This window comes from Streptomyces sp. NPDC020422 (genome assembly GCF_044386705.1).
Lineage (GTDB): Bacteria > Actinomycetota > Actinomycetes > Streptomycetales > Streptomycetaceae > Streptomyces.
Genome location: NZ_JBIRVJ010000003.1, coordinates 373,483 through 394,500, shown reverse-complemented (window position 1 = coordinate 394,500; position 21,018 = coordinate 373,483). Strand labels below are relative to the sequence as shown.

22 protein-coding genes are annotated in these 21,018 nt (G+C 71.4%); 7 read left to right on the top strand and 15 right to left on the bottom strand.

From position 1 onward, the window contains the following. Window positions 1–39: 39 nt before the first annotated feature. From ACH414_RS09270 to ACH414_RS09255, 4 genes are all read right to left on the bottom strand, one after another. Complete coding sequence (locus tag ACH414_RS09270; RefSeq protein WP_398941336.1) at window positions 40–1,344, bottom strand: hypothetical protein; 1,305 nt, start codon at window positions 1,342–1,344, stop codon at window positions 40–42. Next, entirely contained in the window at window positions 1,334–1,909 is a 576-nt protein-coding gene (locus tag ACH414_RS09265) for a DUF6114 domain-containing protein (RefSeq protein WP_386565745.1), read from the bottom strand. Before ACH414_RS09265 ends, ACH414_RS09270 begins: the two co-directional genes overlap by 11 nt. A 127-nt stretch (window positions 1,910–2,036) precedes the next feature. Beyond that, window positions 2,037–2,690: a DUF6230 family protein gene (locus tag ACH414_RS09260; protein ID WP_382538007.1), complete on the bottom strand. Its 654-nt coding sequence runs from the start codon at window positions 2,688–2,690 to the stop codon at window positions 2,037–2,039. Window positions 2,691–3,258: 568 nt separating this feature from the next. Then, window positions 3,259–4,233, bottom strand: a complete 975-nt coding sequence (locus tag ACH414_RS09255; protein ID WP_382538004.1) for a tetratricopeptide repeat protein — start codon at window positions 4,231–4,233, stop codon at window positions 3,259–3,261. Between the two features lie 261 nt (window positions 4,234–4,494). Between ACH414_RS09255 and ACH414_RS09250 the strand changes: the two genes are divergently transcribed. Beyond that, window positions 4,495–5,121, top strand: a complete 627-nt coding sequence (locus ACH414_RS09250; protein WP_382538001.1) for a TetR/AcrR family transcriptional regulator — start codon at window positions 4,495–4,497, stop codon at window positions 5,119–5,121. A 108-nt stretch (window positions 5,122–5,229) separates the two neighbouring features. On the opposite strand, the gene ACH414_RS09245 is transcribed toward ACH414_RS09250, so the two are convergent. The 4 genes from ACH414_RS09245 to ACH414_RS09230 all read right to left on the bottom strand — a co-directional run bounded on the left by ACH414_RS09245 (window position 5,230) and on the right by ACH414_RS09230 (window position 9,198). Further along, window positions 5,230–6,930: a methylmalonyl-CoA mutase gene (locus ACH414_RS09245; protein ID WP_382537998.1), complete on the bottom strand. Its 1,701-nt coding sequence runs from the start codon at window positions 6,928–6,930 to the stop codon at window positions 5,230–5,232. A gap of 71 nt (window positions 6,931–7,001) precedes the next feature. After that, window positions 7,002–7,334 carry a DUF3817 domain-containing protein gene (locus ACH414_RS09240; protein WP_382537996.1) on the bottom strand — a complete coding sequence of 111 codons (333 nt, stop codon included), beginning with the start codon at window positions 7,332–7,334 and terminating at the stop codon, window positions 7,002–7,004. 64 nt (window positions 7,335–7,398) lie between these two features. Next, window positions 7,399–7,908 (bottom strand): MarR family winged helix-turn-helix transcriptional regulator, encoded by a 510-nt coding sequence (locus ACH414_RS09235; protein ID WP_382537993.1) that lies wholly within the window; start codon window positions 7,906–7,908, stop codon window positions 7,399–7,401. A gap of 9 nt (window positions 7,909–7,917) precedes the next feature. Next, the gene (locus ACH414_RS09230; RefSeq protein WP_386565749.1) at window positions 7,918–9,198 is read right to left on the bottom strand and encodes an MFS transporter; all 1,281 of its coding nucleotides are present in this window, start codon (window positions 9,196–9,198) and stop codon (window positions 7,918–7,920) included. 78 nt (window positions 9,199–9,276) lie between these two features. On the opposite strand from ACH414_RS09230, the gene ACH414_RS09225 reads away from it, so the two are divergent. Next, window positions 9,277–10,275: a DUF5937 family protein gene (locus tag ACH414_RS09225; protein ID WP_382537987.1), complete on the top strand. Its 999-nt coding sequence runs from the start codon at window positions 9,277–9,279 to the stop codon at window positions 10,273–10,275. Between the two features lie 91 nt (window positions 10,276–10,366). Continuing rightward, window positions 10,367–11,380 (top strand): glycoside hydrolase family 6 protein, encoded by a 1,014-nt coding sequence (locus ACH414_RS09220; RefSeq protein ID WP_382537984.1) that lies wholly within the window; start codon window positions 10,367–10,369, stop codon window positions 11,378–11,380. Window positions 11,381–11,387: 7 nt separating this feature from the next. Here ACH414_RS09220 and ACH414_RS09215 read toward each other — a convergent pair whose 3' ends face one another. The 7 genes from ACH414_RS09215 to ACH414_RS09185 all read right to left on the bottom strand — a co-directional run bounded on the left by ACH414_RS09215 (window position 11,388) and on the right by ACH414_RS09185 (window position 18,185). Continuing rightward, window positions 11,388–13,355 (bottom strand): galactose oxidase-like domain-containing protein, encoded by a 1,968-nt coding sequence (locus ACH414_RS09215; protein ID WP_382537981.1) that lies wholly within the window; start codon window positions 13,353–13,355, stop codon window positions 11,388–11,390. A 3-nt stretch (window positions 13,356–13,358) separates the two neighbouring features. Then, entirely contained in the window at window positions 13,359–15,176 is a 1,818-nt protein-coding gene (locus ACH414_RS09210) for a glycosyltransferase family 2 protein (protein WP_382537978.1), read from the bottom strand. 102 nt (window positions 15,177–15,278) lie between these two features. Next, window positions 15,279–15,887, bottom strand: coding sequence for a TetR/AcrR family transcriptional regulator (locus tag ACH414_RS09205; RefSeq protein WP_382538450.1), 609 nt, complete (start codon window positions 15,885–15,887; stop codon window positions 15,279–15,281). A gap of 26 nt (window positions 15,888–15,913) precedes the next feature. Continuing rightward, on the bottom strand, window positions 15,914–16,609 hold the full coding sequence (locus tag ACH414_RS09200; protein ID WP_382537975.1) for a DUF4166 domain-containing protein: 696 nt from the start codon (window positions 16,607–16,609) through the stop codon (window positions 15,914–15,916). After that, a complete protein-coding gene (locus ACH414_RS09195) occupies window positions 16,606–17,328 on the bottom strand; it encodes a hypothetical protein (protein WP_386565754.1) in 723 nt (240 codons plus the stop codon). Before ACH414_RS09195 ends, ACH414_RS09200 begins: the two co-directional genes overlap by 4 nt. A gap of 222 nt (window positions 17,329–17,550) precedes the next feature. After that, window positions 17,551–17,844, bottom strand: coding sequence for an MTH1187 family thiamine-binding protein (locus ACH414_RS09190; RefSeq protein WP_382537970.1), 294 nt, complete (start codon window positions 17,842–17,844; stop codon window positions 17,551–17,553). Beyond that, on the bottom strand, window positions 17,841–18,185 hold the full coding sequence (locus ACH414_RS09185) for a DUF3817 domain-containing protein (RefSeq protein WP_382537966.1): 345 nt from the start codon (window positions 18,183–18,185) through the stop codon (window positions 17,841–17,843). The genes ACH414_RS09190 and ACH414_RS09185 overlap by 4 nt, the downstream gene beginning before the upstream one ends. Before the next feature lie 107 nt (window positions 18,186–18,292). Here ACH414_RS09185 and ACH414_RS09180 point away from each other — a divergent pair, with 107 nt between their 5' ends. From ACH414_RS09180 to ACH414_RS09165, 4 genes are all read left to right on the top strand, one after another. Then, entirely contained in the window at window positions 18,293–18,931 is a 639-nt protein-coding gene (locus ACH414_RS09180) for an AIM24 family protein (RefSeq protein WP_382537964.1), read from the top strand. Then, window positions 18,931–19,581, top strand: a complete 651-nt coding sequence (locus ACH414_RS09175; protein ID WP_382537961.1) for an AIM24 family protein — start codon at window positions 18,931–18,933, stop codon at window positions 19,579–19,581. The genes ACH414_RS09180 and ACH414_RS09175 overlap by 1 nt, the downstream gene beginning before the upstream one ends. After that, entirely contained in the window at window positions 19,578–20,363 is a 786-nt protein-coding gene (locus tag ACH414_RS09170; RefSeq protein ID WP_382537958.1) for an AIM24 family protein, read from the top strand. Before ACH414_RS09175 ends, ACH414_RS09170 begins: the two co-directional genes overlap by 4 nt. 132 nt (window positions 20,364–20,495) lie before the next feature. Further along, window positions 20,496–20,972: a MarR family winged helix-turn-helix transcriptional regulator gene (locus ACH414_RS09165; protein ID WP_382537955.1), complete on the top strand. Its 477-nt coding sequence runs from the start codon at window positions 20,496–20,498 to the stop codon at window positions 20,970–20,972. Window positions 20,973–21,018 lie beyond the last annotated feature (46 nt).

Sequence of the window (21,018 nt, the reverse complement as noted above, 5' to 3'; positions counted from 1 at the left end):
GGGGGCATCGTCGTGTGCGGCTCCCGGAGTGGTTCGGGGTCAGCTGCGCTCGATCGTGTTGGTCAGGCCCGGGACCTTGAGGGTGCCGCCGAACTGGCCCGCCTGCGTCACCTTGGCGTTGGAGAAGAAGGCGAAGGGGACGTTCAGCGGGGGCGGGGTCTCGGGGCTGAAGGTGACCGGGATGAGGCCGAAGAGGTTGCCCTTCAGCTCCTCGGTGTACATGGTCACCGTGCCGTTGCGGATCGTGGAGGTCGAGCCCCGGTCCGAGCGCACATGGGCGGTCAGGCCGTCGGAGTGGACCGTGAGCTGGTGCAGGTCCTTGATGTCCACCTCGTCCGCGGTGAACTTGAGGACCTTCTTGGTCTTCCCGCTGCCCGTCTTGACCTCGACGATGCCCTTGTAGTCGAGGCCCCGCAGGGTGAGCAGCGAGGTCTCCAGGCGCCACGGCTCGTCCGGGAGCAGCGGGATGCCCGGCTCCAGCGACGCGTCGGCGAGGGCCTGCGGGTCGGGCTCGGGGCACGGGAAGCGCGGCTTCGCGCCCTCGGGTATGTCCTCGTCCTTCTTGGCGTCGAGGCCCTTGGCGGACTCCGGCAGTTCCTCGGTCGTGGCACCGGCCTTGTCGGCGGCGGACTTGATGGCGGCCTTGGTCCTGTCGGCCGTCTTGTCGGCCGTGCCGCCCGTGGTGCCCGTGGAGCCCGTGGAGCCGCCGGTCGTACCGGTCTTCGGCGGTGTCGTCCGCCCCGGGGCGGGCGCGCTCGGCGTCGGCTTGGGCGCGGCCGGTGCGGACGTGGTCGGGGCGGGGGCCGGCTGCGTGGTCGCGCCCGGTCCGTCGAACAGGTCCTTGAGCGCGTCGCCCAGGCCCAGCGGGTCGAGCGGGTTGACCGACTTGGTGGGCGAGGGGGCGGGTGCGGGCGCCGCGGTCGTCGACTTGGGTGCGGGCGACTGCGTGCCGTCCGGCTTCGGTGCCGTGCCGCCGGTGGCGGTGGCCGTGGCGGTCGGCTCCGGGGCGGAGGTGGCGGACCCGGTCGGGTCGGGCTTCGCGGTCCCGGTGGCGCTCGCCGTCGGGGCGGGGCTCTTCGTGCCGGCGGGCTTGGTGCTCGGCTCCGCCGACGGCTCGTCCGATCGGGTGACGCAGGGGCCGGGCGCGAAGGGGATGTCCTTGTCGTCGGCGAGGGCCAGCTTGGGTGTGAGGCCCATGCCCACGATCACCGCGGTGGGCATGGCAGCGAGTGCCATGGCCTTGCCCGCGGGCACGTGGATCTTGTTCAGCAGAGACTTGCGCGGGGCCGCGTGGCGCGGTCCTCTCGGCGTCTGCGCCGCCGACTGTGTCTCGTCACCCCGCACTGTTCCTCCCGCCGTTGGCTTCGATCGTCGTCTCGGCCACCGGCGCCTCGGAACCCTGCTGCGGGATCACGGGCTGCGTCGTGCCGTCGTGCGTGTGCGCGTACTCGACCGGGGCGGCCGCTTCGGCCGCTGCCGGGGCGGCGCCCTCCTCGGTGCTCGCTTCGTGCTCCGCGGCCGGTGGTGCCGGCGCCCAGGCCACCGACATTCCGCCGCCGACGAGGGCGAAGAGGAAGCCGACGACGAGTCCGCCGAAGTTCGACACGGGGATGGAGACCAGCCCGAGCACGATCGTCGCGACACCCGCGAAGACCCGGACGAGGGGCTGGAACCACATCGTCAGACCGAGCGTGATGAGCAGGACGCCGATGATCAGCGCTCCGGCGCCGGCCGTCGTCTTCATCGCGAGCGTGACGTTGCCGAGCCGCATGTCCCCGTACGGGAGGTAGGCGATCGGTACGCCGCCGATGATGGTCAACAGGCCCGCCCAGAAGGGCCGGGTCTGCCGCCAGACCTTGAACCGGTTCTCGTGGGGGACTCCGCTGGAAGCAGTGGACTCGGCGCTCATGGAAACAGCTCCCTGGAAGCGGTGTTGCTGAAAAAGGTGAAGAAGAGGCACTCGGCCGAAGCGGGTGGGGGGCCGCACGGTGCGGCCCCGCACCCTATGAGGCGTCAGTCCTGGGCGGACGTCGGCATCAGTAGCATTCGACCCCGGCGCCCTTGCCCCGGTGCAGGGAAAGGTCGAGGTTCGGCAGCTTGAAGGTCGCGGCGGTGGTGGCCCACGCCTTCTGGTGGACGTTGCTCAGCTTGGCGTCCTCGGCACGCTGGCCGAAGCCGTACGGGTTGGCCTTGGTGCCCGGCTGGATGCCCGGCTTGCCGTCCGCCTTGGCGAGCTTGCCGGCGGCGACACCGATGTCGATGTTGCCGAACTCGGCGTCGGCCTTCAGCTCGCTGACATCCAGGTAGATGTCCTTCGCGTAGACCGGCTTGTTGTTCTCGGTGCCGGCCTTCAGCACCAGCGTGACGTCGCCGACGAACGGGACGTTCGGCGTCACGACGGACTGGCACATGTTGCTGATCCAGGCCTCGGAGAAGCCGGACACGGCGACCGGGGCCGCGAAGTCCTTGCCCTCGAGGTCCTTACCGGCGTCGACGCTGCCGTACTGGACGAAGTCCTTGCCGACGAGGCTGTCGGCCTTCACCTTGAACTCCTGGCCGGAGATGCTGAAGGACGCGGCGAGCGCGCCCTGGGCCAGGCCGACACCGATCGCGGCCGTCGCGGCCACGCTCGGCACCATGACGACGGCGAACCGCTTCCATCTGGTCCCGCCACGAACCTGGGACTTCATGAGAATTCCTCCTTCTCGGACGTACATCTCCGGATGGGCCCAGGGCCCGTCCTGGGATGGGAGAAGTGCTACGTCCTCGGGAAGGGGAGCGCCGAGGGCTCAGGCGGCACGACGCACGTCCGAATCACCGGCGATCACCCCCGAGCGACAACCACTGGCCACACCGTGCGCGCGGCCGGATTGGACAGGCCCTGCCGGCAGAGCAGGAACCCCCCTGTCCACGACCGACGGCACCGCCGCCGGCCCGCTCGGTGGGGACCCGCTGCCACTGGTGCGGCATCGGACCGAGCGTCGCCGATCGTGGTCCATTCCGGGCGCCCGCACAAGGGGGTTCGTTACTCACTAGTAACGGCCTGATAACCACGACACGACGGGCCGGCACCGGACCGCCACACAGGGTGCCGTCGCGTGAGGCGAGAAAAGGTGAGAAGAAGGGAGAAATCCGGACAGAAATCCGGGTTCGATTTACTGCAAGTAACAGCGGCCGCGATTACCAAGTTTTGGTAAAGCGCGGCCGCCGAATGTCACTGTGTCGCCAAATCGTCCCCGTACGCCCGGGGCGACCGGCTCAGTACAGCGCCCTCGCCAGGGCCTGCCGGGCCGCCGTGACCCGGGGGTCGTCGGCACCGATCACCTCGAACAGCTCCAGCAGCCGCAGCCGGGCCGCGGTGCGGTCGTCGCCCGCCGTGCGGCGCACGGTGTCGACCAGCCGGCCGAAGGCGTCCTCGACATGACCGCCCACCAGATCCAGGTCGGCGGCGGCGATCTGGGCGGCGACGTCGGCCGGAGCGTCGGCCGCGGCCTTGCGCACCGCCTGCGGGTCCATCGACTGCACCCGGGCGAGCAGCTCGGCCTGGGCGAGCCCCAGCTTGGCCTCCGGGTGCTGGGGGTCGTCGGCGAGCACGTTCTTGTACGCCTGGACGGCACCGGCCATGTCACCCGCGTCGAGCGCGGACATGGCCGCCTCGAGCAGGGCGTCGTACGGGCCGACCGGCGCGGGGGCACCCTCGCCGCCCGCGGCGCCCGGGGCGTTCGGGTCGACCTGGATGCCGGTGAGGCCGAAGCGCTCCTCGGCGACCATGACCAGCTGGTCGAGGGTCTCGCGGATCTGCGCCTCGGGGGCCGCACCCTGGAAGAGCGGCAGGGCCTGACCGGCGACCACCGCGAAAACGGCCGGAATTCCCTGGATGCCGAACTGCTGCATCAGCATCTGGTTGGCGTCGACGTCGACCTTGGCGAGCAGGAAGCGCCCGTTGTACTCGACGGCGAGGCGCTCGAGAAGGGGGCCGAGCTGCTTGCAGGGCTCACACCACTCGGCCCAGAAGTCGATGACGACCGGGACCTCGGCGGAACGCTGGAGCACATCGCGCTCGAAGCCCGCCTCGTCGACGTCGATCACCAGGGCGGAGGGGGCGACGGCGGGCGTCCCGCCCTGCCGCGCGGCCTCGGCGCGCGCCTGCTCCGCCTTCGCCTTGGCCTCTCCGGCCGCCTTCACCGCGGCGAGGTCGACGACGCCGCTCATGGACATGTTTCGGGGCTGCATGCCTACATCCTCCCCCTTCCGCGCGCGTTACCGGTAAGCCATGGCTGAACCGTGCCGTCCGCGGGAGGACGACACGGTCCCTGTTCGTCTGCGCCGGGTCCCCACCCGGCGCGGTGGTTGTCGCGAGGCGGCCGCTCAAAGCCTTTCGCTACGGGTCGTAGCGTAATCCTCCCGCCCCGGCCGTGGGGAGGCCGGGGTGGTGAACTGGCTCACATCTCCACCCCCTGGCGCAATACCTACCGGCGGGTATGGTCGACACCCATGTGTAGCCGCACCCGCTCCCGCGCCCGATCCGGACGCCCCCGTTCCGCCGAGGCCGACACGGCCATCCTGGTGGCGACCCGGGCGGCGCTGGTGGAGCTGGGCTGGTCCAAGCTGACGATGGGCGACGTCGCCACCCGCGCCGGGGTCGCCAAGACCACGCTCTACCGGCGCTGGGCCAACAAGAACGAACTCGTGGTGGACGCCGTCGCCGTCCTCTTCGACGAACTCGAACTGCCCGACCGGGGTTCCCTCCAGGCCGACATCGCCCACGTGGTGCTCCAGTTCGCCGCGCTCCTCGAGCGCCCCGAGACCAAGACCGCCCTGATGGCGGTGGTCGCCGAGTCCACCCGCGACGAGCCGCTGCGCGAGCGCATCCGCGCCTCGATCGTGGACCGCCAGAAGCGCCTCGTCCTGGAGGGCCGCCAGCGCGCCCAGGAGCGGGGCGAACTGCCCCGGGAGCGCGACCCGCTGACCGTGGAGGCGATCGACGACCTCATCTTCGACGTGGTCGCGGGCGCGGTGGTGCACCGGGCGCTGGTCAGCGCGGAGCCGGTGGACGAGGCCTGGGTGCAGCGGCTGACGGCCCTGCTGCTCGGCGGCCTCGCGATGGCGGCGGAGCAGTAGGACCCGCGGAGGAGACGGACGGGGGCCCGGCAGCAGACGAGAGCGCCCCCCGCACGCCGTTGTGCGGGGGGCGCTCTGCTGCCGGGGCTGCCGCGAGGGCCGGCGCGCCTAGAAGTTGGCGGGATCCGTGTAGATGCCCCACTCGTCGCGCAGGACGTTGCAGATCTCGCCGAGCGTGGCCTCCGCGCGGACCGCGTCCAGCATCGGGGGGATCATGTTGGAGCCGTCCCGGGCCGCGGTCAGCATCGCGTCCAGGCAGGCCTTGACCTTCGCGTCGTCGCGGCGGCCCTTGCGCTCGCCGAGGACGCGGACCTGCTCCCACTCGACCTCGTGGCTGACCCGCAGGATCTCCAGGTCGCCGGTGACCGAGCCGTGGTGGACGTTGACGCCGACGACGCGCTTCTCGCCCTTCTCCAGGGACTGCTGGTAGCGGAAGGCCGACTCGGCGATCTCGCCGGTGAACCAGCCGTCCTCGATGCCCCGCAGGATGCCGGAGGTGATCGGGCCGATCGGGTGCTTGCCGTCCGGGTAGGCGCGCAGACCGCGCTCCTTGATCTGGTCGAAGATCTTCTCGGCGTCGGCCTCGATCCGGTCGGTGAGCTGCTCGACGTACCAGGAGCCGCCCAGCGGGTCGGCCACGTTGGCCACGCCGGTCTCCTCCATCAGCACCTGCTGGGTGCGCAGGGCGATCTCGGCGGCCTGCTCGCTGGGGAGCGCGAGGGTCTCGTCGAGGGCGTTGGTGTGGAGCGAGTTGGTGCCGCCGAGGACCGCGGACAGGGCCTCGACCGCGGTGCGCACGACGTTGTTGTACGGCTGCTGCGCGGTGAGCGAGACACCGGCGGTCTGGGTGTGGAAGCGCAGCCACTGCGCCTTGTCGGTCTTGGCGCCGTAGACCTCCTTCATCCAGCGGGCCCAGATCCGGCGGGCGGCGCGGAACTTGGCGATCTCCTCGAAGAAGTCGAGGTGCGCGTCGAAGAAGAAGGACAGGCCGGGCGCGAAGACGTCCACGTCGAGGCCGCGGGAGAGGCCGAGCTCGACGTAGCCGAAGCCGTCCGCGAGGGTGTACGCGAGCTCCTGCGCGGCCGTCGCCCCGGCCTCGCGGATGTGGTAGCCGGAGACCGAGAGCGGCTTGTACGCGGGGATGCCGGCCGCGCAGTGCTCCATCAGGTCGCCGATGAGGCGCAGGTGCGGTTCGGGCTGGAAGAGCCACTCCTTCTGCGCGATGTACTCCTTGAAGATGTCCGTCTGCAGCGTGCCGTTGAGGACGGCCGGGTCGACGCCCTGGCGCTCGGCGGCGACGAGGTACATGCAGAAGACGGGCACGGCGGGGCCGCTGATCGTCATGGAGGTGGTGACGTCGCCGAGCGGGATGTCCTTGAACAGGACCTCCATGTCGGCGGCGGAGTCGATGGCGACACCGCAGTGGCCGACCTCGCCGAGCGAGCGCGGGTCGTCGGAGTCGCGGCCCATCAGGGTCGGCATGTCGAAGGCGACCGAGAGCCCGCCGCCGCCGGCGGCCAGGATCATCTTGTAGCGCTCGTTGGTCTGCTCGGCGTTGCCGAAGCCGGCGAACTGGCGGATGGTCCAGGTCCGGCCGCGGTAGCCGGTCGGGTGCAGTCCGCGGGTGAAGGGGTACTCACCGGGCCAGCCGATGCGCTCGAACCCCTCGTAGCTGTCCCCGGGGCGCGGGCCGTAGACCGGCTCCACGGGGTCGCCGGAGAGCGTGGTGAAGTCGGCGTCGCGCTTGCGGGCCTTGTCGTAACGGGCCTGCCAGCGACGGCGGCCTTCCTCGATCGCGTCAGCGTCCATGCTTCGAATTTACTAGGACGTCCTAGTAAATGTCGATGGCAAAGCCCCGCACATCCGTGCGGGGCTTCGGCTCAGACCTTGGCCGGAACCGGCTGCGCACCGCTGACCAGCGGAAGCGTCTCCCGGACGACCTTGCGCTCGACGAAGAAGGCGGCGGTCGGGATGGTGCCGGAGACCAGCACCCACAGGAGCTTCCCGAACGGCCACTTGGCCTTGGAGCCCAGGTCGAAGGCGAAGATCAGGTAGATGATGTAGAGCACACCGTGGGCCTGGGAGACCGCGAAGGTCAGGTCCTCACCGGTGTGGAAGCCGTACTTGGCGACCATGCACGCGCACAGGATCAGGAGCATGACGGCGGTCACGTAGGCCATGACGCGGTAGCGGGTCAGCACGCTGGATTTCATGCCGTCGAGCGTAACGGCACCTTCGGGGCGATCTTTCGCGGGGGTCTGCCCGCTTCCGGGCCGGTCAGCCCTCGTCGAAGTCGTGCGCCGCGACCCGCAGCGGCCGCAGCATCGCGAAGATCTCGCCGCACTCCTCGGCGTCGTACACCCCGAGGCCGAAGTCCATCTCCATCAGGTCCCGGGTGGCCGCCTCGACCACCTCGCGGCCCTTGTCGGTGATGGTGGCGAGGGTGCCCCGGCCGTCGTTCGGGTTGGGGCGCTTGGCGACCAGGCCGGACTTCACCAGGCGGTCCACCGTGTTGGTCACCGAGGTGGGGTGCACCATGAGCCGCTCGCCGATCTTGGACATCGGCAGCTCGCCGGCCTTGGAGAAGGTGAGCAGCACCAGCGCCTCGTAGCGGGCGAAGGTCAGCCCGTACGGCTTGACGACCGCGTCCACCTCGGCCAGCAGGATCTGGTGGGCGCGCATGATCGAGGTGATCGCGGCCATCGAGGGGACCGGACCCCAGCGCCGCTGCCAGAGTTCGTCGGCGCGGGCGATGGGGTCGAAGGGGAGACTGAGCGGCTTCGGCACGCGTCGACCTTACCCACTGGTCATATGACGGTCAGCCGCGTCTCGCCTTTCGGTCGCCTTGGCCTCCAGGACCAGCCCGAGCAGGCAGAGCGTCGCGAGGATCCCGGTGCCCGCGACCACGGTGTGCACCGGCGCGAACTCGGCGGCGAGCCCCGCGCCGGCCATGCCGACGCCCTGCACGGTCATCATGCCCGCGGTCATCAGGGTCATCGCCCGGCCGCGCTGCCGCTCGGGGACGGCGGCGACGAACCAGGCGTCGAGCCCCAGGCTGTACGCGCCGGCCGCCCCGGCCAGGAAGAGCGCGAGGGCCGCGAGCGCGAGGCCGGGGCGCAGCCCGTACAGCAGGAAGGGCAGGAAGCCGGCCAGGAGCAGCGGGTACACCAGCCGGGAGCGGGTGGCCGCGCTCAGGGCGGCGCCGGCCAGGAGCTCGCCGAGGATGGTGCCGACGGGCAGCGCGCACATGAGCAGGCCGAGGGCGGCGGTGGAGACGCCGATCTCGGCGGCGTACGGGGCGGCGAGCGCCTCCGGCACGACGAAGAAGAGCGGCGGCACCCAGAACAGCAGCATCAGCGCCCGGACCCGCCGGTCCCGCAGCACGCCCCAGGTGGCCCCGATGCCCTCGCGCCGCTCGGGGGCACGGGCGGGGCGGCGGGCGGTGCCGAGGCGCAGGAGCAGCGCGGAGAGCAGGAAGGTGGCGGCGGTGACGGCGATGGCGCCGCGCGGGGTGAGCACGCTGAGCAGCAGTCCGCCGACGCCGAACCCGGCGAGCAGGGCGCCCTGCGAGACGATCCGCAGCAGCGAGCGCCCGAGCACGAAGAGCTCGCCCTCGCCCAGGATGTCGGCGAGGGTCGCGATCCGGGTCCCGTTGAAGACGGGCGCGACGGCGGCGACGGCGCAGCGCAGCACGAGCAGGGCGGCGACGGGGGTGGCCGGCGCCACCATGAGCGCGACGCACCCGGCGCAGACCAGGTCGCAGACGACGAGCACCCGGCGGGGCGGGTGGCGGTCGGCGAGCCCGGCGAGCAGGGTCCCGCCGAGGAGGTAGGGCAGGAAGCCGAGGGCGAACGTGAGGGAGGACAGCAGCGGGGAGCGGGTGAGGTCGTAGACGAGCACGGTGAGCGCGAGCTCGCTGACGACGACGCCGAGGAGGGAGAGGAGGTGGGCGACGAAGACGAAGCGGAACTCGCGGACGGCGAGGACGGCGGCGTATCCGGGGGCGGCGGCTTCGGGCTCCCGGGCAGGGGCGGGCGCGGGCACCGCCGACGGCGCCCGGGTGTCGTTCGTGGGCATGGGAGCAGCGTGCCGCCCCCGGTGGTCCGGCCCTAGACTTTCGGCTCCAGCCGAATGTTCCGCAGCGGAGTCGTCCCCATGCCGTACCACCTGCACTTCGGCGAGGCCGACCCGTTGCGGATCCGCTTCGCGATCTCGCCGCTGTGGGAGACGCACTGCGCGGTGCGGGTGCTCGCGCGGCCTCGGCAGCAGGGGTACCACCTGCCGTGGCTGCGGCGGATCGCGGACGCGGCGGCCGGGGTGGACCTGGCGCCGCTGCACCTGCTGATGCCGTTGCGGGGGCACAGCCCGGACTTCCTCTATCCGCCGCCGATCGGGGCCACGGCCGGCTTCGAGCAGGAGATCGCTGCCGTGCGGGCGACCGACCCGGCCCTCGCCCTGGTCGACTTCCGGCGGGCGCTCGCCGAGACGCCGGGGGCGGCGGGGAGCGCGGAGGGCCGGCGGATGCTGGCGGATCCGGCCGGGTCCCTGGAGCGGCTCGCCGGTCTGCTGGAACGGGCCTGGGAGGCGCTGATCGAGCCGGAGTGGCCGCGGTTGCGGGCGCTGCTCGAGGCGGACGTGGCCTATCACTCGCGGCGGCTGGCCGAGGGGGGTCTCGAACGGCTGCTGACCGAGCTGCACCCGGCCTTCCGCTGGGCGGAGGAGAGTTCGACGCTGACGGTGGACTACCACGGCGAGCATGTGCGGGCCCTGGACGGCCAGGGTCTGGTGCTGATGCCGTCGGTGTTCACCTGGCCGGACGTGGTGAGCGGTTTCGATCCGCCGTGGCAGCCGACGGTGGCGTATCCGGCGCGGGGCATCGGCGGGCTGTGGACCGAGGCCCGCGACCGGACGCCGGACGCGCTGGCGCGGCTGCTCGGCCGGGCGCGGGCGGATGTGCTGTGCGCGCTGGAGGAGCCGGCCGGGACGACGGCGCTGGCCCACCGGCTGGGGCTCGCGCCCTCCTCCGTGTCGGCGCACCTGGCGGTGCTGCGGGCGGCCGGGCTGCTGACCTCGCGCCGCTACGGCCACCAGGTGCTGTACGAGCGGACGCCGCTGGGGATCGCCCTGGCGGTGTCGCAGCCGGACACCGACTGACCGTTATGCCAGGATGGCCCGGGTCTGTCCCTTCAGGCTCGCTCGTCCGACGCACGCTCACGCACTCCCGTATCCCGACCCTGGGGGCCGGATGTCCCGTCGCTCCGTCACCGCCGTCGCCCTTGCCCTCGCCGCCGCCCTGCTGCTCGGCGGCTGCGGCGACGACGAGCCCGTCTCCCCCGTCGGGCCGCCCGCCTCGCGCGGTGAGGCGGCGCCTCCCACGGGCGGCTCGCCCTTCTGGGTGGACCCGGACAGCGACGCGGCTCGGCAGGTCCGGCAGTACGAGGCGCAGGGCCGGACCGAGGACGCCAGGATCATGAAGCGGATCGCGGAGCGGCCGGTCGCCGACTGGCCGGCCGGCGACGATCCCGTACCGGACGTGACGAAGGCGGTGAAGGGCGCGGCGCCCGATCTGCGGACGGTGCTGTTCGTCGCGTACAACATCCCGCACCGCGACTGCGGCATGTACTCGGCGGGCGGGGCGCACGACGCCCAGGCGTACCGGAGCTGGGTGGATCGCTTCGCCTCGGCCATCGGCGACGCCCCCGCCGTGGTGATCCTGGAGCCGGACGCGGTGCCGCACATCGTGGACGGCTGCACCCCCGCGGAGTACCACGAGGAGCGGCTGCAGCTGCTGGCGGAGGCGGTGGAGCGGTTCAAGCGGCAGCCGCGCACCCGGGTCTATCTGGACGCGGGCAACCCGGCCTGGATCGAGCGCCCGGAGAAGCTGGTGGAGCCGCTGCGGCGGGCGGGCATCGCCAGGGCCGACGGCTTCGCGCTGAACGTGTCCAACTTCCAGACCAACGACGTGGTGCGCGGTTTCGGCGCCGGGCTCTCCCGGCTGCTCGGCGGCACCCACTTCACCGTGGACACCAGCCGCAACGGCGACGGTCCGCTCCCGGGCGACCGGCCGGAGGGCTGGTGCAATCCCCCGGGCCGGGCGCTCGGCGTGCCGCCGACGGACCGGACCGGGGACGAGCTGGTCGACGCCTATCTGTGGATCAAGCGTCCCGGCGACTCGGACGGCCCCTGCCGGGGCGGCCCGGCCGCCGGGACGTGGTGGCCGGACTACGCGCTCGGGCTGGCCCGCCGCGCGAAGGCCTGAGCCGGCCTCAGCCCTGCCCCACCTGGACCCACTTGGCCTCGGACGGGATCCCGTCCTGGTCGGTGACGAAGAGCATGTACCAGCCGGGCGGCACCAGGGTGCGGTCCTTCGGGACCTCGACGGTGACGGTCACCCCGTCCGGGTCCTTGGTCAGGCCGAGCTCCACCGAGCGCTGTTCGACGTCGGTGGTGTGGGTGACGGCGCTGGGCCGCATCAGCCGGGCCGTGGCGATCCGGGCGGCGTCCTTGGTCTTGAAGGTCGCGCGTCCGTTCTGGTCGAGCTCCTGCGGGCCCTCGCCGAGCACCGGCCGGTTGTCGCCGCCGCGGTACAGGGCGGGCGGGGTGAAGACCTCGATGCGCTGCTCGAAGGTGCCGAGCTTGGTGTTGTCGGCGTCGTCGAAGAGCGGGTCGGAGCCGAAGGTGGCGACCCGGCCGTCGGGCAGCAGCAGCGCCTCGGAGTGGTAGTTGCGGCCGACGGTGGGTTCGGCCGCCTCGTTGAAGGCGTTGGTCCTGGGGTCGTAGAACTGGGCCTTGAGGATGTCGCTGCCGCTGCGGCCGCGGTAGTCCCCGGAGCCGCCGCTGGTGAAGACGGTGTCGTCGGGCATGAGCACGCTGCTGAGGTAGCGGGTGCCCTGCGGCAGGGCGGGGCCGTCGCGGAAGACCGGGCTGTCCTTGGACAGGTCGACGATCGAGGTGCGGGCGGTGGAGGCCGGTGACTCGCCGACCCCGCCGCCGCCGAGGACCATCACCTTCTGCTGCTGGGCGGGCGGCAGCAGCAGGGAGGCGGAGGTCTCCAGCTGGTCGGGGTCGCTGAGCCCGCCCAGCTTGGTGAAGGCGTTCTTCTTCAGGTCCCACAGGCCCGGCTCGCGCCCCTTGTCGGCGGGGCCGTAACCGGCGTTGGAGCCGGTGTAGAGGAGCTTGCCGCCCTTGGTGAGGAAGAGCGAGGGGTAGGTGGGGAAGTAGCGGAAGGGGCCCTTGGACCACTTCTTGGTCTCGGGGTCGTAGATCTCGTTGTCTCCGGGGACGACGTCGCCGACGTCGTTGAGCCCGGAGACGGCGAGGACCTTCCCGTCCTCCAGGGTGACCAGGGTCGGGTACCAGCGGGCGTCCTTCATGGGCGCGACGGGGATGTACCGCTCCGCCTTGGGGTCGAACTCGTAGGCGGCCTTGATGCCCTGGAAGTCCTGCTTCTCGGTGGTGAGCTTCTGCGCGAGGCCGTAGACGTTGTCGGCCTCCTCGCCCTTGAGCCCGACCACCTCGTACTGGGCGGCCTCGGTGGTCAGCGCCTGCGGGCCCTCCTTCACGGCCTCCACGAAGACCCGTGCCTCGGCCGCGGTGACCTTGGTCTTCCAGGGCTTCATCTGGCCGGACTTGAAGTACGAGATCTCGAACTCGCGCTTGGCCTTGGGGACGGTGACATCGGTCTTGGAGACGTACTCGACCCCGGACGGGGAGCGGAAGACGGTGCCCTTCTTCAGGGTGACGGCCTTGTCGGGGCTCTCGTTCTTGACCCGCATGCCGCCGCCGGCCTTCTTCACCTCGCCGTCGAGGACCTCGTAGCGGGCGGTGCCGCCGGCGACGAGGAGCCGCCCGTCGGGCAGCGCGGTGTGGCCGGAGCAGAAGAAGTCCTCGGGGGTGGGGATCTTCTTGAAGGTGTTCTTCACCGGGTCCCAGAGGATGGTCTCGAAGGTGCCGGCGTCGAACTTCTTCTGGTTGTTGCCGGAGCCGGCGATCAGGAGCACCTTGCCGGTGTGCAGCAGGGCCGCGTGGATGGCGTTGATCCGGTACTGGTCGGGGACGTCCACCACCGCCCACGAGCCGTAGGCCTTCTTGTAGCCGGGCTGGGCGATCTTGTACGCGTGGTACTTCTCGGTGGCGAAGGAGACCGCGGCCGGGGCGTTGAGCGCCGCCAGGACGAGGACGGCGCCGCTGCCGAGCAGGGTCTTCTTGAACTGCTTGGACGGCCGGTAGGCCATGGCTCAGTTCCCTCCGGTCGTCGTGGGCGCGGGCGTGGTGGTGGGCGCGGGCTTCGCGGGGGTGGCCACGAGGGTGACGCCCTCGGCGGCGTCGGTCCGGCCACGGGCCCGGGCCCTGGCCCTGGCCTGTGCGCGGACCCGGTGCCGGCGCCTGTCGCGCAGGCTGGTGAAGGTCCAGATCGCGAGCGGCGCGAGGGTGATGACGAGGGCGAGGGCCGCCCAGGTGCGCATGGCGGCGTGGGTGTGCCCGAAGTGGACGGAGGCGACCAGGGAGGCGATGAGCACGGCCGCCCAGTAGAGGTGGATGCGGAAGGTGAGCAGGCGGTCGGGGCTGGCCTCGCCGCCCTTGGGGGTGACGACGAAGCGGCCGCGGGTGCGCAGCACCGCGGAGCCGAGGGACTTGAGGTAGATCGGCGCGGAGAGCGCGGACATCGCCATGCCGGCCAGGCCGCCGGAGCCCTCGGGTTCGTGGGGCGAGACGTTGTGGCGCCGGTTCCACAGGTAGAGGCCGATCTGGAGGGCGACGGCGTCGCTGTAGATCATCAGCCAGACGGCGGAGGAGACCTGGGTGCCGGAGGCGCCGAGCCACAGGAACAGCACGCAGCTGAGGATGCCGAGGAACCAGTTGACGGCCGTCATCGGGTAGTAGACCAGCATCAGCGTGTAGTTGAGCAGCCGGCCCGGCGGGGTGCGGAAGGGAGCCTTCCAGTACTGCCTGAGCAGCGTCTCGTAGGTGCCGCGGGACCAGCGCAGCTGCTGGGTGAAGAAGTCGGTCCAGGAGGCCGGTCCCTCGCCCACCGCGAGCACGTCGGGGGTGTAGACCGAGCGCCAGAAGCGCCCGGTCACCGGGTTGCGGCGGCGGTGCAGCTCGAAGCCGGTGGCCATGTCCTCGGTGATCGAGTCGTACAGGCCGCCGACCTGCTTGAGGGCGGAGATCCGCACGATGTTGTTGGTGCCGACGAACATGGGCGCGCGGTAGCGGTTGCCGGCCCGCTGGATGAGCGCGTGGAAGAGGAACTGCTGGGACTCGGCGGCCTTGGTGACGGCGGAGGTGTAGTTGCCGTACACCTGCGGTCCGACGACGAAGGCCACGTCGGGGTCGCGGAAGTAGCCGAGCATCCGCTCCAGGAAGTTCGGCAGCGGCACGTGGTCGGTGTCGACGGAGGCGAAGAAGTCGTAGCCGTCGCCGTGCATGGCGAGCCAGGCGTTGTAGTTGCCGTGCTTGGTGCGGGCCTTGTGGACGCCCTTCCTGCGGTTCCACTCGGGGACGCCGGCGCGGGTGAAGTGCCGGACGCCGAGCTCCTCGCAGAGGGCCTTCGCCGCGGCGTCGTCGCCCTCGTCGAGCAGCCACACGTCGAGCGGCCCCTCGTGCACCAGGCGGACCGCGCCTTCGAGGGTGGCGCGGACCATGGTGAGCGGTTCCTTGCCGGGCACGTAGGTGGTGAGGAAGGCGACCCGGGTGCCCTTCTCGGGGTACACGGGTATCGGGTCGCGGGCGACGAGGGTGGCGTGCGCGATCGAGGTGACGTTCACCAGCATGAAGAAGCAGATGAGCCCGATCGACACGAGCATCACGGTGTCGTACGGGACCCGCCAGCGGTCGTCGCCCTCGCGGACCGTCCAGTGGCTCGGCCAGACGAGGTAGGCCAGGAGCAGCGCGGAGAGCAGGGGCGCGAGCCCCATGAGGAGGACGGCTCGTATTCGGTGCGGCTCCTTCGAGAGCAGACTTCGGTACTGCACCCTGTAGGCGGCCGGGTCCGGTTCCGTGAGGGGACCGGCGAGTCGGCTGTAGGTGTCGTAGTCGTAGCCTCCCGGCCGCACGGTGCCTCCAGCTGTCGTCGAACGGGTCGATAAGCCCCACAAAAAGGGACATTCATCGGCGTGTCGACTGGAAGCGGCCGAGCTTCGGCCGAGCGGGGGTTTTTACGGAACGCCACTCTTCCGGCGCAGCGCGTAGCGCACGGCCTTCTGTGCCACCGGCCCCAGCTCGTCCAGCGCGGCCATCAGGCCGCCCAGTTGTTCGAGCGTGTCGAGGGCGGCTCCGGCACCGTCCGGATCGACCCCCTCGTACAGCTCCATGCCCACGAAGGACGCGGCGACGGCCCGGGCGAGCCCGGCCGGGTCGACCAGCCCGTCGACCGGCCCGCCGGCGAGCACCCGCCGGAGCACCCGCTCGATCTCGACGATCCACAGCTCCAGCCCGGCGGCCGTCGCGGGCGCGAGCCGCTCGTGGGTCTGCGCCCCGGCGAGCAGCTGCCCGAGCACGGCGACCTGTCCGGCCGCCCGCTCCTCCGCGTGCATCTCCCGCCCGAACGCGAGGAGTTCGGAGAGGCTGCCGACCGCGTCGAGCCGCTCCCGGTACCGGGCGACCCGCTGCTCGGCACCATGGCGGCAGGCCGCGGCGAGGAGCTCGTCGACCGAGCCGAAGTGGTAGAAGATCAGCGCCTGGTTGACGCCGGCGGCCGCGGCGACCGCACGGGCCGAGGTCTTGGCGATCCCCTGCTCGACGAGGGTGCGCAGCGCCCCGGCCATGAGCCGCTCCCGGGTGTCCTGCGCGCTCACGCCCGCACCTCCTCGCGCACCGGGCGCAGCCCCGGCCGCACCCCGCGCTCCCGGACCGGGGCGTACTCGGCGGCGAAGGACCCCTCGTAGCCGAACAGCGGCCCGACGTACCGGTTGACCACACGGACCCGGATGCGGAAGCGCCCGGTGCGCTCGTCGAAGGACTCCCGCACCTCGGCCTGGCCGCCGAGGAGTTCGGGCACCCGCAGGTCCACCGGGCCTTCGCGGAAGCGGTGTTCGCCGGAGCGGATGAGCAGCGAGCCGTCCGGCTCGGCGGTCATGCGCAGCTCGCTCGCCAGGTGCTGATGGGTGCCCAGGTAGTCGAGCACACAGCCGCGTTCGGGGCTGTGCACCATCGTCGCGTCGAAGCGGCGGGGCCCGCCGGGCAGCGCGAAGGTCCGCACGAAGGTGACGGTCTCGCGCCCGAACGAGTCGAGGTACGGCACGTTCTCGATGGTGAAGGGCACGTCGCGGCCGGTGCGCGGCAGCAGGATGTTGCGGGTCCCGCCGAGCGCGAGGAACGGCCGGACCAGCGGCCCCAGCGCCCCGCGCCGGCGCCAGATGCGCTCCATGACCCCCCGCCCGACGCACAGCTCGCCGCTCGCGAGCCCGACGGAGAACCGGCGCTGCAGCTCCGGGTGCAGCCGCCCGAAGGCGGCTTCCCCCATGGCGGTACGGAAGATCGAGCTCACGGCTTCTCCAGGGTGGCGAGGAGCCGCGGCGCACGGCTCCGGGACGGCGGGGTACGCAGACAGCGGCGCGCGGCGGGTGTGCGCGGGGACGGCGGTACGAGCAGGGCGGCGACGAGCCCGAGGACGGTGAGCGGCACGGCGGCGGGCGAGACGGCACCCGGTGCCAGGGAGGCCGCAGCGGCGGGCAGGGCCACCGCCAGCACCCGGGCGGCGGATTCGAGCAGCCAGTACCCGCGGGCGCGCTCGGGGGTCACCCCGTGCTCGCACCACAGTCGCAGCCGGTCGAAGGACCAGGCCGTGGCCCACCCCATGAGCGGCCGGAAGACGAGTCGGTCGGCGACCCGTCCGAAGCGGCCCCAGCGCGGCCGGTAGTCGTAGCCGGTGAGGAACCGGACGCCGCCCCCGTCGGGCACGTACCGCCAGTAGCCGCTGCCCTCGGCGAGGAGGGAGAGCGGATGCGGCGAGGCGAACCGGAGGGCGGAGACCCGGTCGCCGCCGGCCCGGTGGCGCTCCCCCGCGGAGACACCGGTGCCGGCGACGGCCAGGAAGGGCAGGACCCGAGTCGCGTACCGGAACCGCCGCGGCTCCCCCTCGGCAACCGGCAGATACGCGATCTCGGTGAACCTCAGGTCCCAGCGCTGATGCTGCGCCGGCTCCTGGGTCCGCTCCCAGAGCGTGTCCGGGTCGGTGCGCACCCGCGCCTCGACATACAGCCCCATACCCCATCCCCCCTGATGAGCGCCGTTTTGAGCGACCGCTCAAGAGGGACAGTAGCGAGTCTTGAGCAGTCGCTCAAGACGGAGGGCATGAAGACGGAAGCCCTGAAGACGGAAGCCGCGAAGACGGCAGGCATGAAGACCGCGGGCGAAGACGGCAGGCATGAAGTCGGACGGCATGACGAAGCCCCCGGCCCTGAGCGGGACCGGGGGCTGTGCGCGCGCTCAGGCGCCGAGGTGCCGCTCCACCGTCGCGACCTTGGCGTTCAGACCGTCGGTGACGCCGGGCCGGATGTCGGCCTTCAGGACGACCGAGACGCGCGGGGCGCGCGCCTCGACGGCGGCGACGGCGCGCTTCACGACGTCCATCACCTCGTCCCACTCGCCCTCGATGGAGGTGAACATGGCGTCGGTGCGGTTCGGCAGGCCCGACTCGCGCACGACCCGGACCGCGTCGGCGACGTACTCGCCGACCTCCTCCCCCACGCCGAGGGGAGTCACGGAGAAGGCGACGATCACGCGTTCACCACACCCTCGCGACGGGCGCGGGAGGCGATGACCGCGGCCTCGGCCTCGCGCTTGAGCTTGCGCTCGGCGAAGAAGCCGCCGAACGGCAGCACCGAGAGCACGAAGTAGAGGGCGGCCGTGCCGAAGCTCCACTTGGTCCGGTTCCAGGCGTCCAGCCAGAACAGCACGTAGAGGACGAAGAGCACGCCGTGGATCGCGCCCATCACCGGCACCGCGTTGAAGTCCGTCGTCCGCTTGAGCACCGAGCAGACGAGCAGCAGCAGGAACGACACGGCCTCCGGCGCCGAGACGAGTCGGAGCCGGTGCAGGGAGGAGGCGGTCTTGATGTCCACGGGAGGGGTCACCTTCGTTCGATCTTGTGAACGGATGCACAAGGGCCGTTCCATTGTGCACGCCGACTTTGCTGTCCCTTTGTCCGGGGGGCCAGTACCTTCCCTTCGTGGCAACGTTCCGACTCCAAGGCAGCAAAGTGCTCGCCGTGTCCATGACCGGCGACGCGGTGAAGGCGAAAAACGGCTCGATGGTCGCCTATGACGGCCAGATGGCCTTCAAGAAGATGTCCGGCGGCGGCGAGGGCCTGCGGGGCATGGTGACCCGCCGGCTCACCGGCGAGCAGATGGAGGTGATGGAGGTCCGCGGGCAGGGCACCTGCTGGTTCGCCGACCGCGCCTCCGAGATCAACCTCGTCCAACTGCACGGCGACAAGCTCTACGTCGAGGCCAGCAACCTGCTGTGCACCGACGCCGGACTGCGCACCGGCACCACCTTCACCGGACTGCGCGGCGGTGCCACCGGCAACGGCCTGTTCACCACGACCGTCGAGGGCACCGGCCAGGCCGCGATCATGTCGGACGGCCCCGCGGTCGTGCTCCGGGTCACCCCGCAGTACCCGCTGAACGTCGACCCCGGCGCGTACATCGCCCACCAGGGCAACCTGCAGCAGCACTTCCAGTCCGGTGTGACCTTCCGCACCTTCCTCGGCGAGGGCGGCGGCGAGGCCTTCCAGATCCGCTTCGAGGGCGACGGGCTCGTCTACGTCCAGCCCAGCGAGCGGAACACGATCGGGGGCGACGTCTGATGCCCTTCCGCGAGATCAACTCCAAGATGGTCGAGGCCCAGGTGATCCCGGGCCAGCGCCTGTTCAGCCAGCGCGGCGCGATGCTCGCCTACCGCGGTGACGTCACTTTCACGCCGAACATCGCCGGCGGCCAGGGCGGCCTGATGTCGATGATCGGCCGCCGGGTGGCCGGCGAGGCGACCCCCCTGATGACGGTCGAGGGCAGCGGCACCGTGATGTTCGGCCACGGCGGCCACCACATCCAGGTCATCGCCCTCACCGGCGACACCCTGTACGTCGAGGCGGACCGCCTCCTGGCCTTCGACGGCACCCTGGAGCAGGGCACCATGTTCCTGGGCTCCCAGGGCGGCGTCATGGGCATGGTCCGCGGCCAGGTCACCGGCCAGGGCCTGTTCACCACCACGCTCAGGGGCCACGGCTCGGTCGCGGTCATGGCCCACGGCGGAGTCATCGAACTCCCCATCACCCCCGGCCGCCCGGTCCACGTGGACCCCCAGGCCTATGTCGCCCACCACGGCGACGTCCGCAACAAGCTCTCCACCGCGCTGGGCTGGCGCGACATGGTGGGCCGCGGCTCCGGCGAGGCGTTCCAGCTGGAACTGAGCGGGAGCGGCGCGGTGTACGTACAGGCCTCGGAGGAGAAGCTGTGACCGGTCCCGTCGTCCTCGACCCGCACTCCCTCCCGTCCGACGACAACGTCAACGCGTACACCTTCTGCGTGGAGCTCAAGGGCTCCCAGTGGTTCCTGCAGAAGGGCAAGATGATCGCCTACTACGGGCGCATCGAGTTCAACGGCATCGGCCACGGCCGGCTCGACCGCCTGGTCCGCACCTCCTTCCACTCGCCGCTGCACGCGAGCGACTGGGTGGTGGCCGAAGGCAGCGGCAAGATGCTCCTCGCCGACCGGGCCTTCGACGTCAACTCGTACGACCTCGACGAGGGCAACCTGACGATCCGTTCGGGCAATCTCCTCGCCTACCAGCCGACGCTGGCGCTGAAGCAGTCGATCGTGCCGGGCTTCGTCACCCTCATCGGCACCGGCAAGTTCGTCGCCGCCTCCAACGGTCCGGTGGTGTTCATGGAGCCCCCGCTCCGCGTCGACCCCCAGGCCCTGGTCGGCTGGGCCGACTGCCCCTCCCCCTGCCACCACTACGACCACGGCTACATGACGGGCGTGATGGGCGGCGTCCGCGCCCTGACGGGCCTGGGCGGCACCTCGGGCGAGGAGCACCAGTTCGAGTTCGTCGGCGCCGGCACGGTGCTCCTGCAGTCGACGGAGCTCCTCATGCCGGAGCGCGCCATCGGCCAGCCGGGGGCCCAGCCGGGCGTGCCGGGCGGCCACGGGGCGCCCACTTCCGGCCAGAGCCCGCTCGGCCAGGTACCGCGCCTTCCCGGACAGCTCGGAGACCTCCAACGTCGCTTCGGCCTGTGAGCGGTAGTCTGCGGAGTGTGACGTCCTCGAACGTCTGCACCCGTCGAACGGGACTCGGGGGCCGGGTCCGGGTGCCCGGCGTCACACCTTCCCAGTTCGTCAAGTTTTCAACTTCTTAGGTAGAATCCATATATGGAGACCGAGACGGCCACCCCCTGGCTCACCGACGCCGAGCAGTGCGCCTGGCGCACCTATCTCGACGTCAACAGGATGCTGACGTACCAGATGGAGAAGGACCTCCAGCCCTTCGGCCTGACCATGAACGACTACGAGATTCTGGTGAATCTGTCCGAGTCGGCCGATCGGCGGCTGCGGATGAGCGACCTGGCCGCGGCGACGCTCCAGTCCAAGAGCCGGCTCTCGCACCAGATCACCCGGATGGAGAACGCCGGGCTGGTGCGGCGCGAGAACTGCGAGTCGGACCGGCGCGGTCTGTACGCCGTACTGACGGACCACGGCATGGAGACCATGCGCAAGGTGGCTCCGCACCACGTCGAGTCCGTCCGCAAGCACTTCATCGACCTGCTGAGCCCCGAGGCGCTCGGCGACCTCCACGAGTCGCTCAAGCCCATCGCCGAGCAGCTGCGCGGCCGGAGGGGCAAGCCCTGATCCGAGGGCGACATGACATACGGAGGGCCCGACACCTGACATAAGG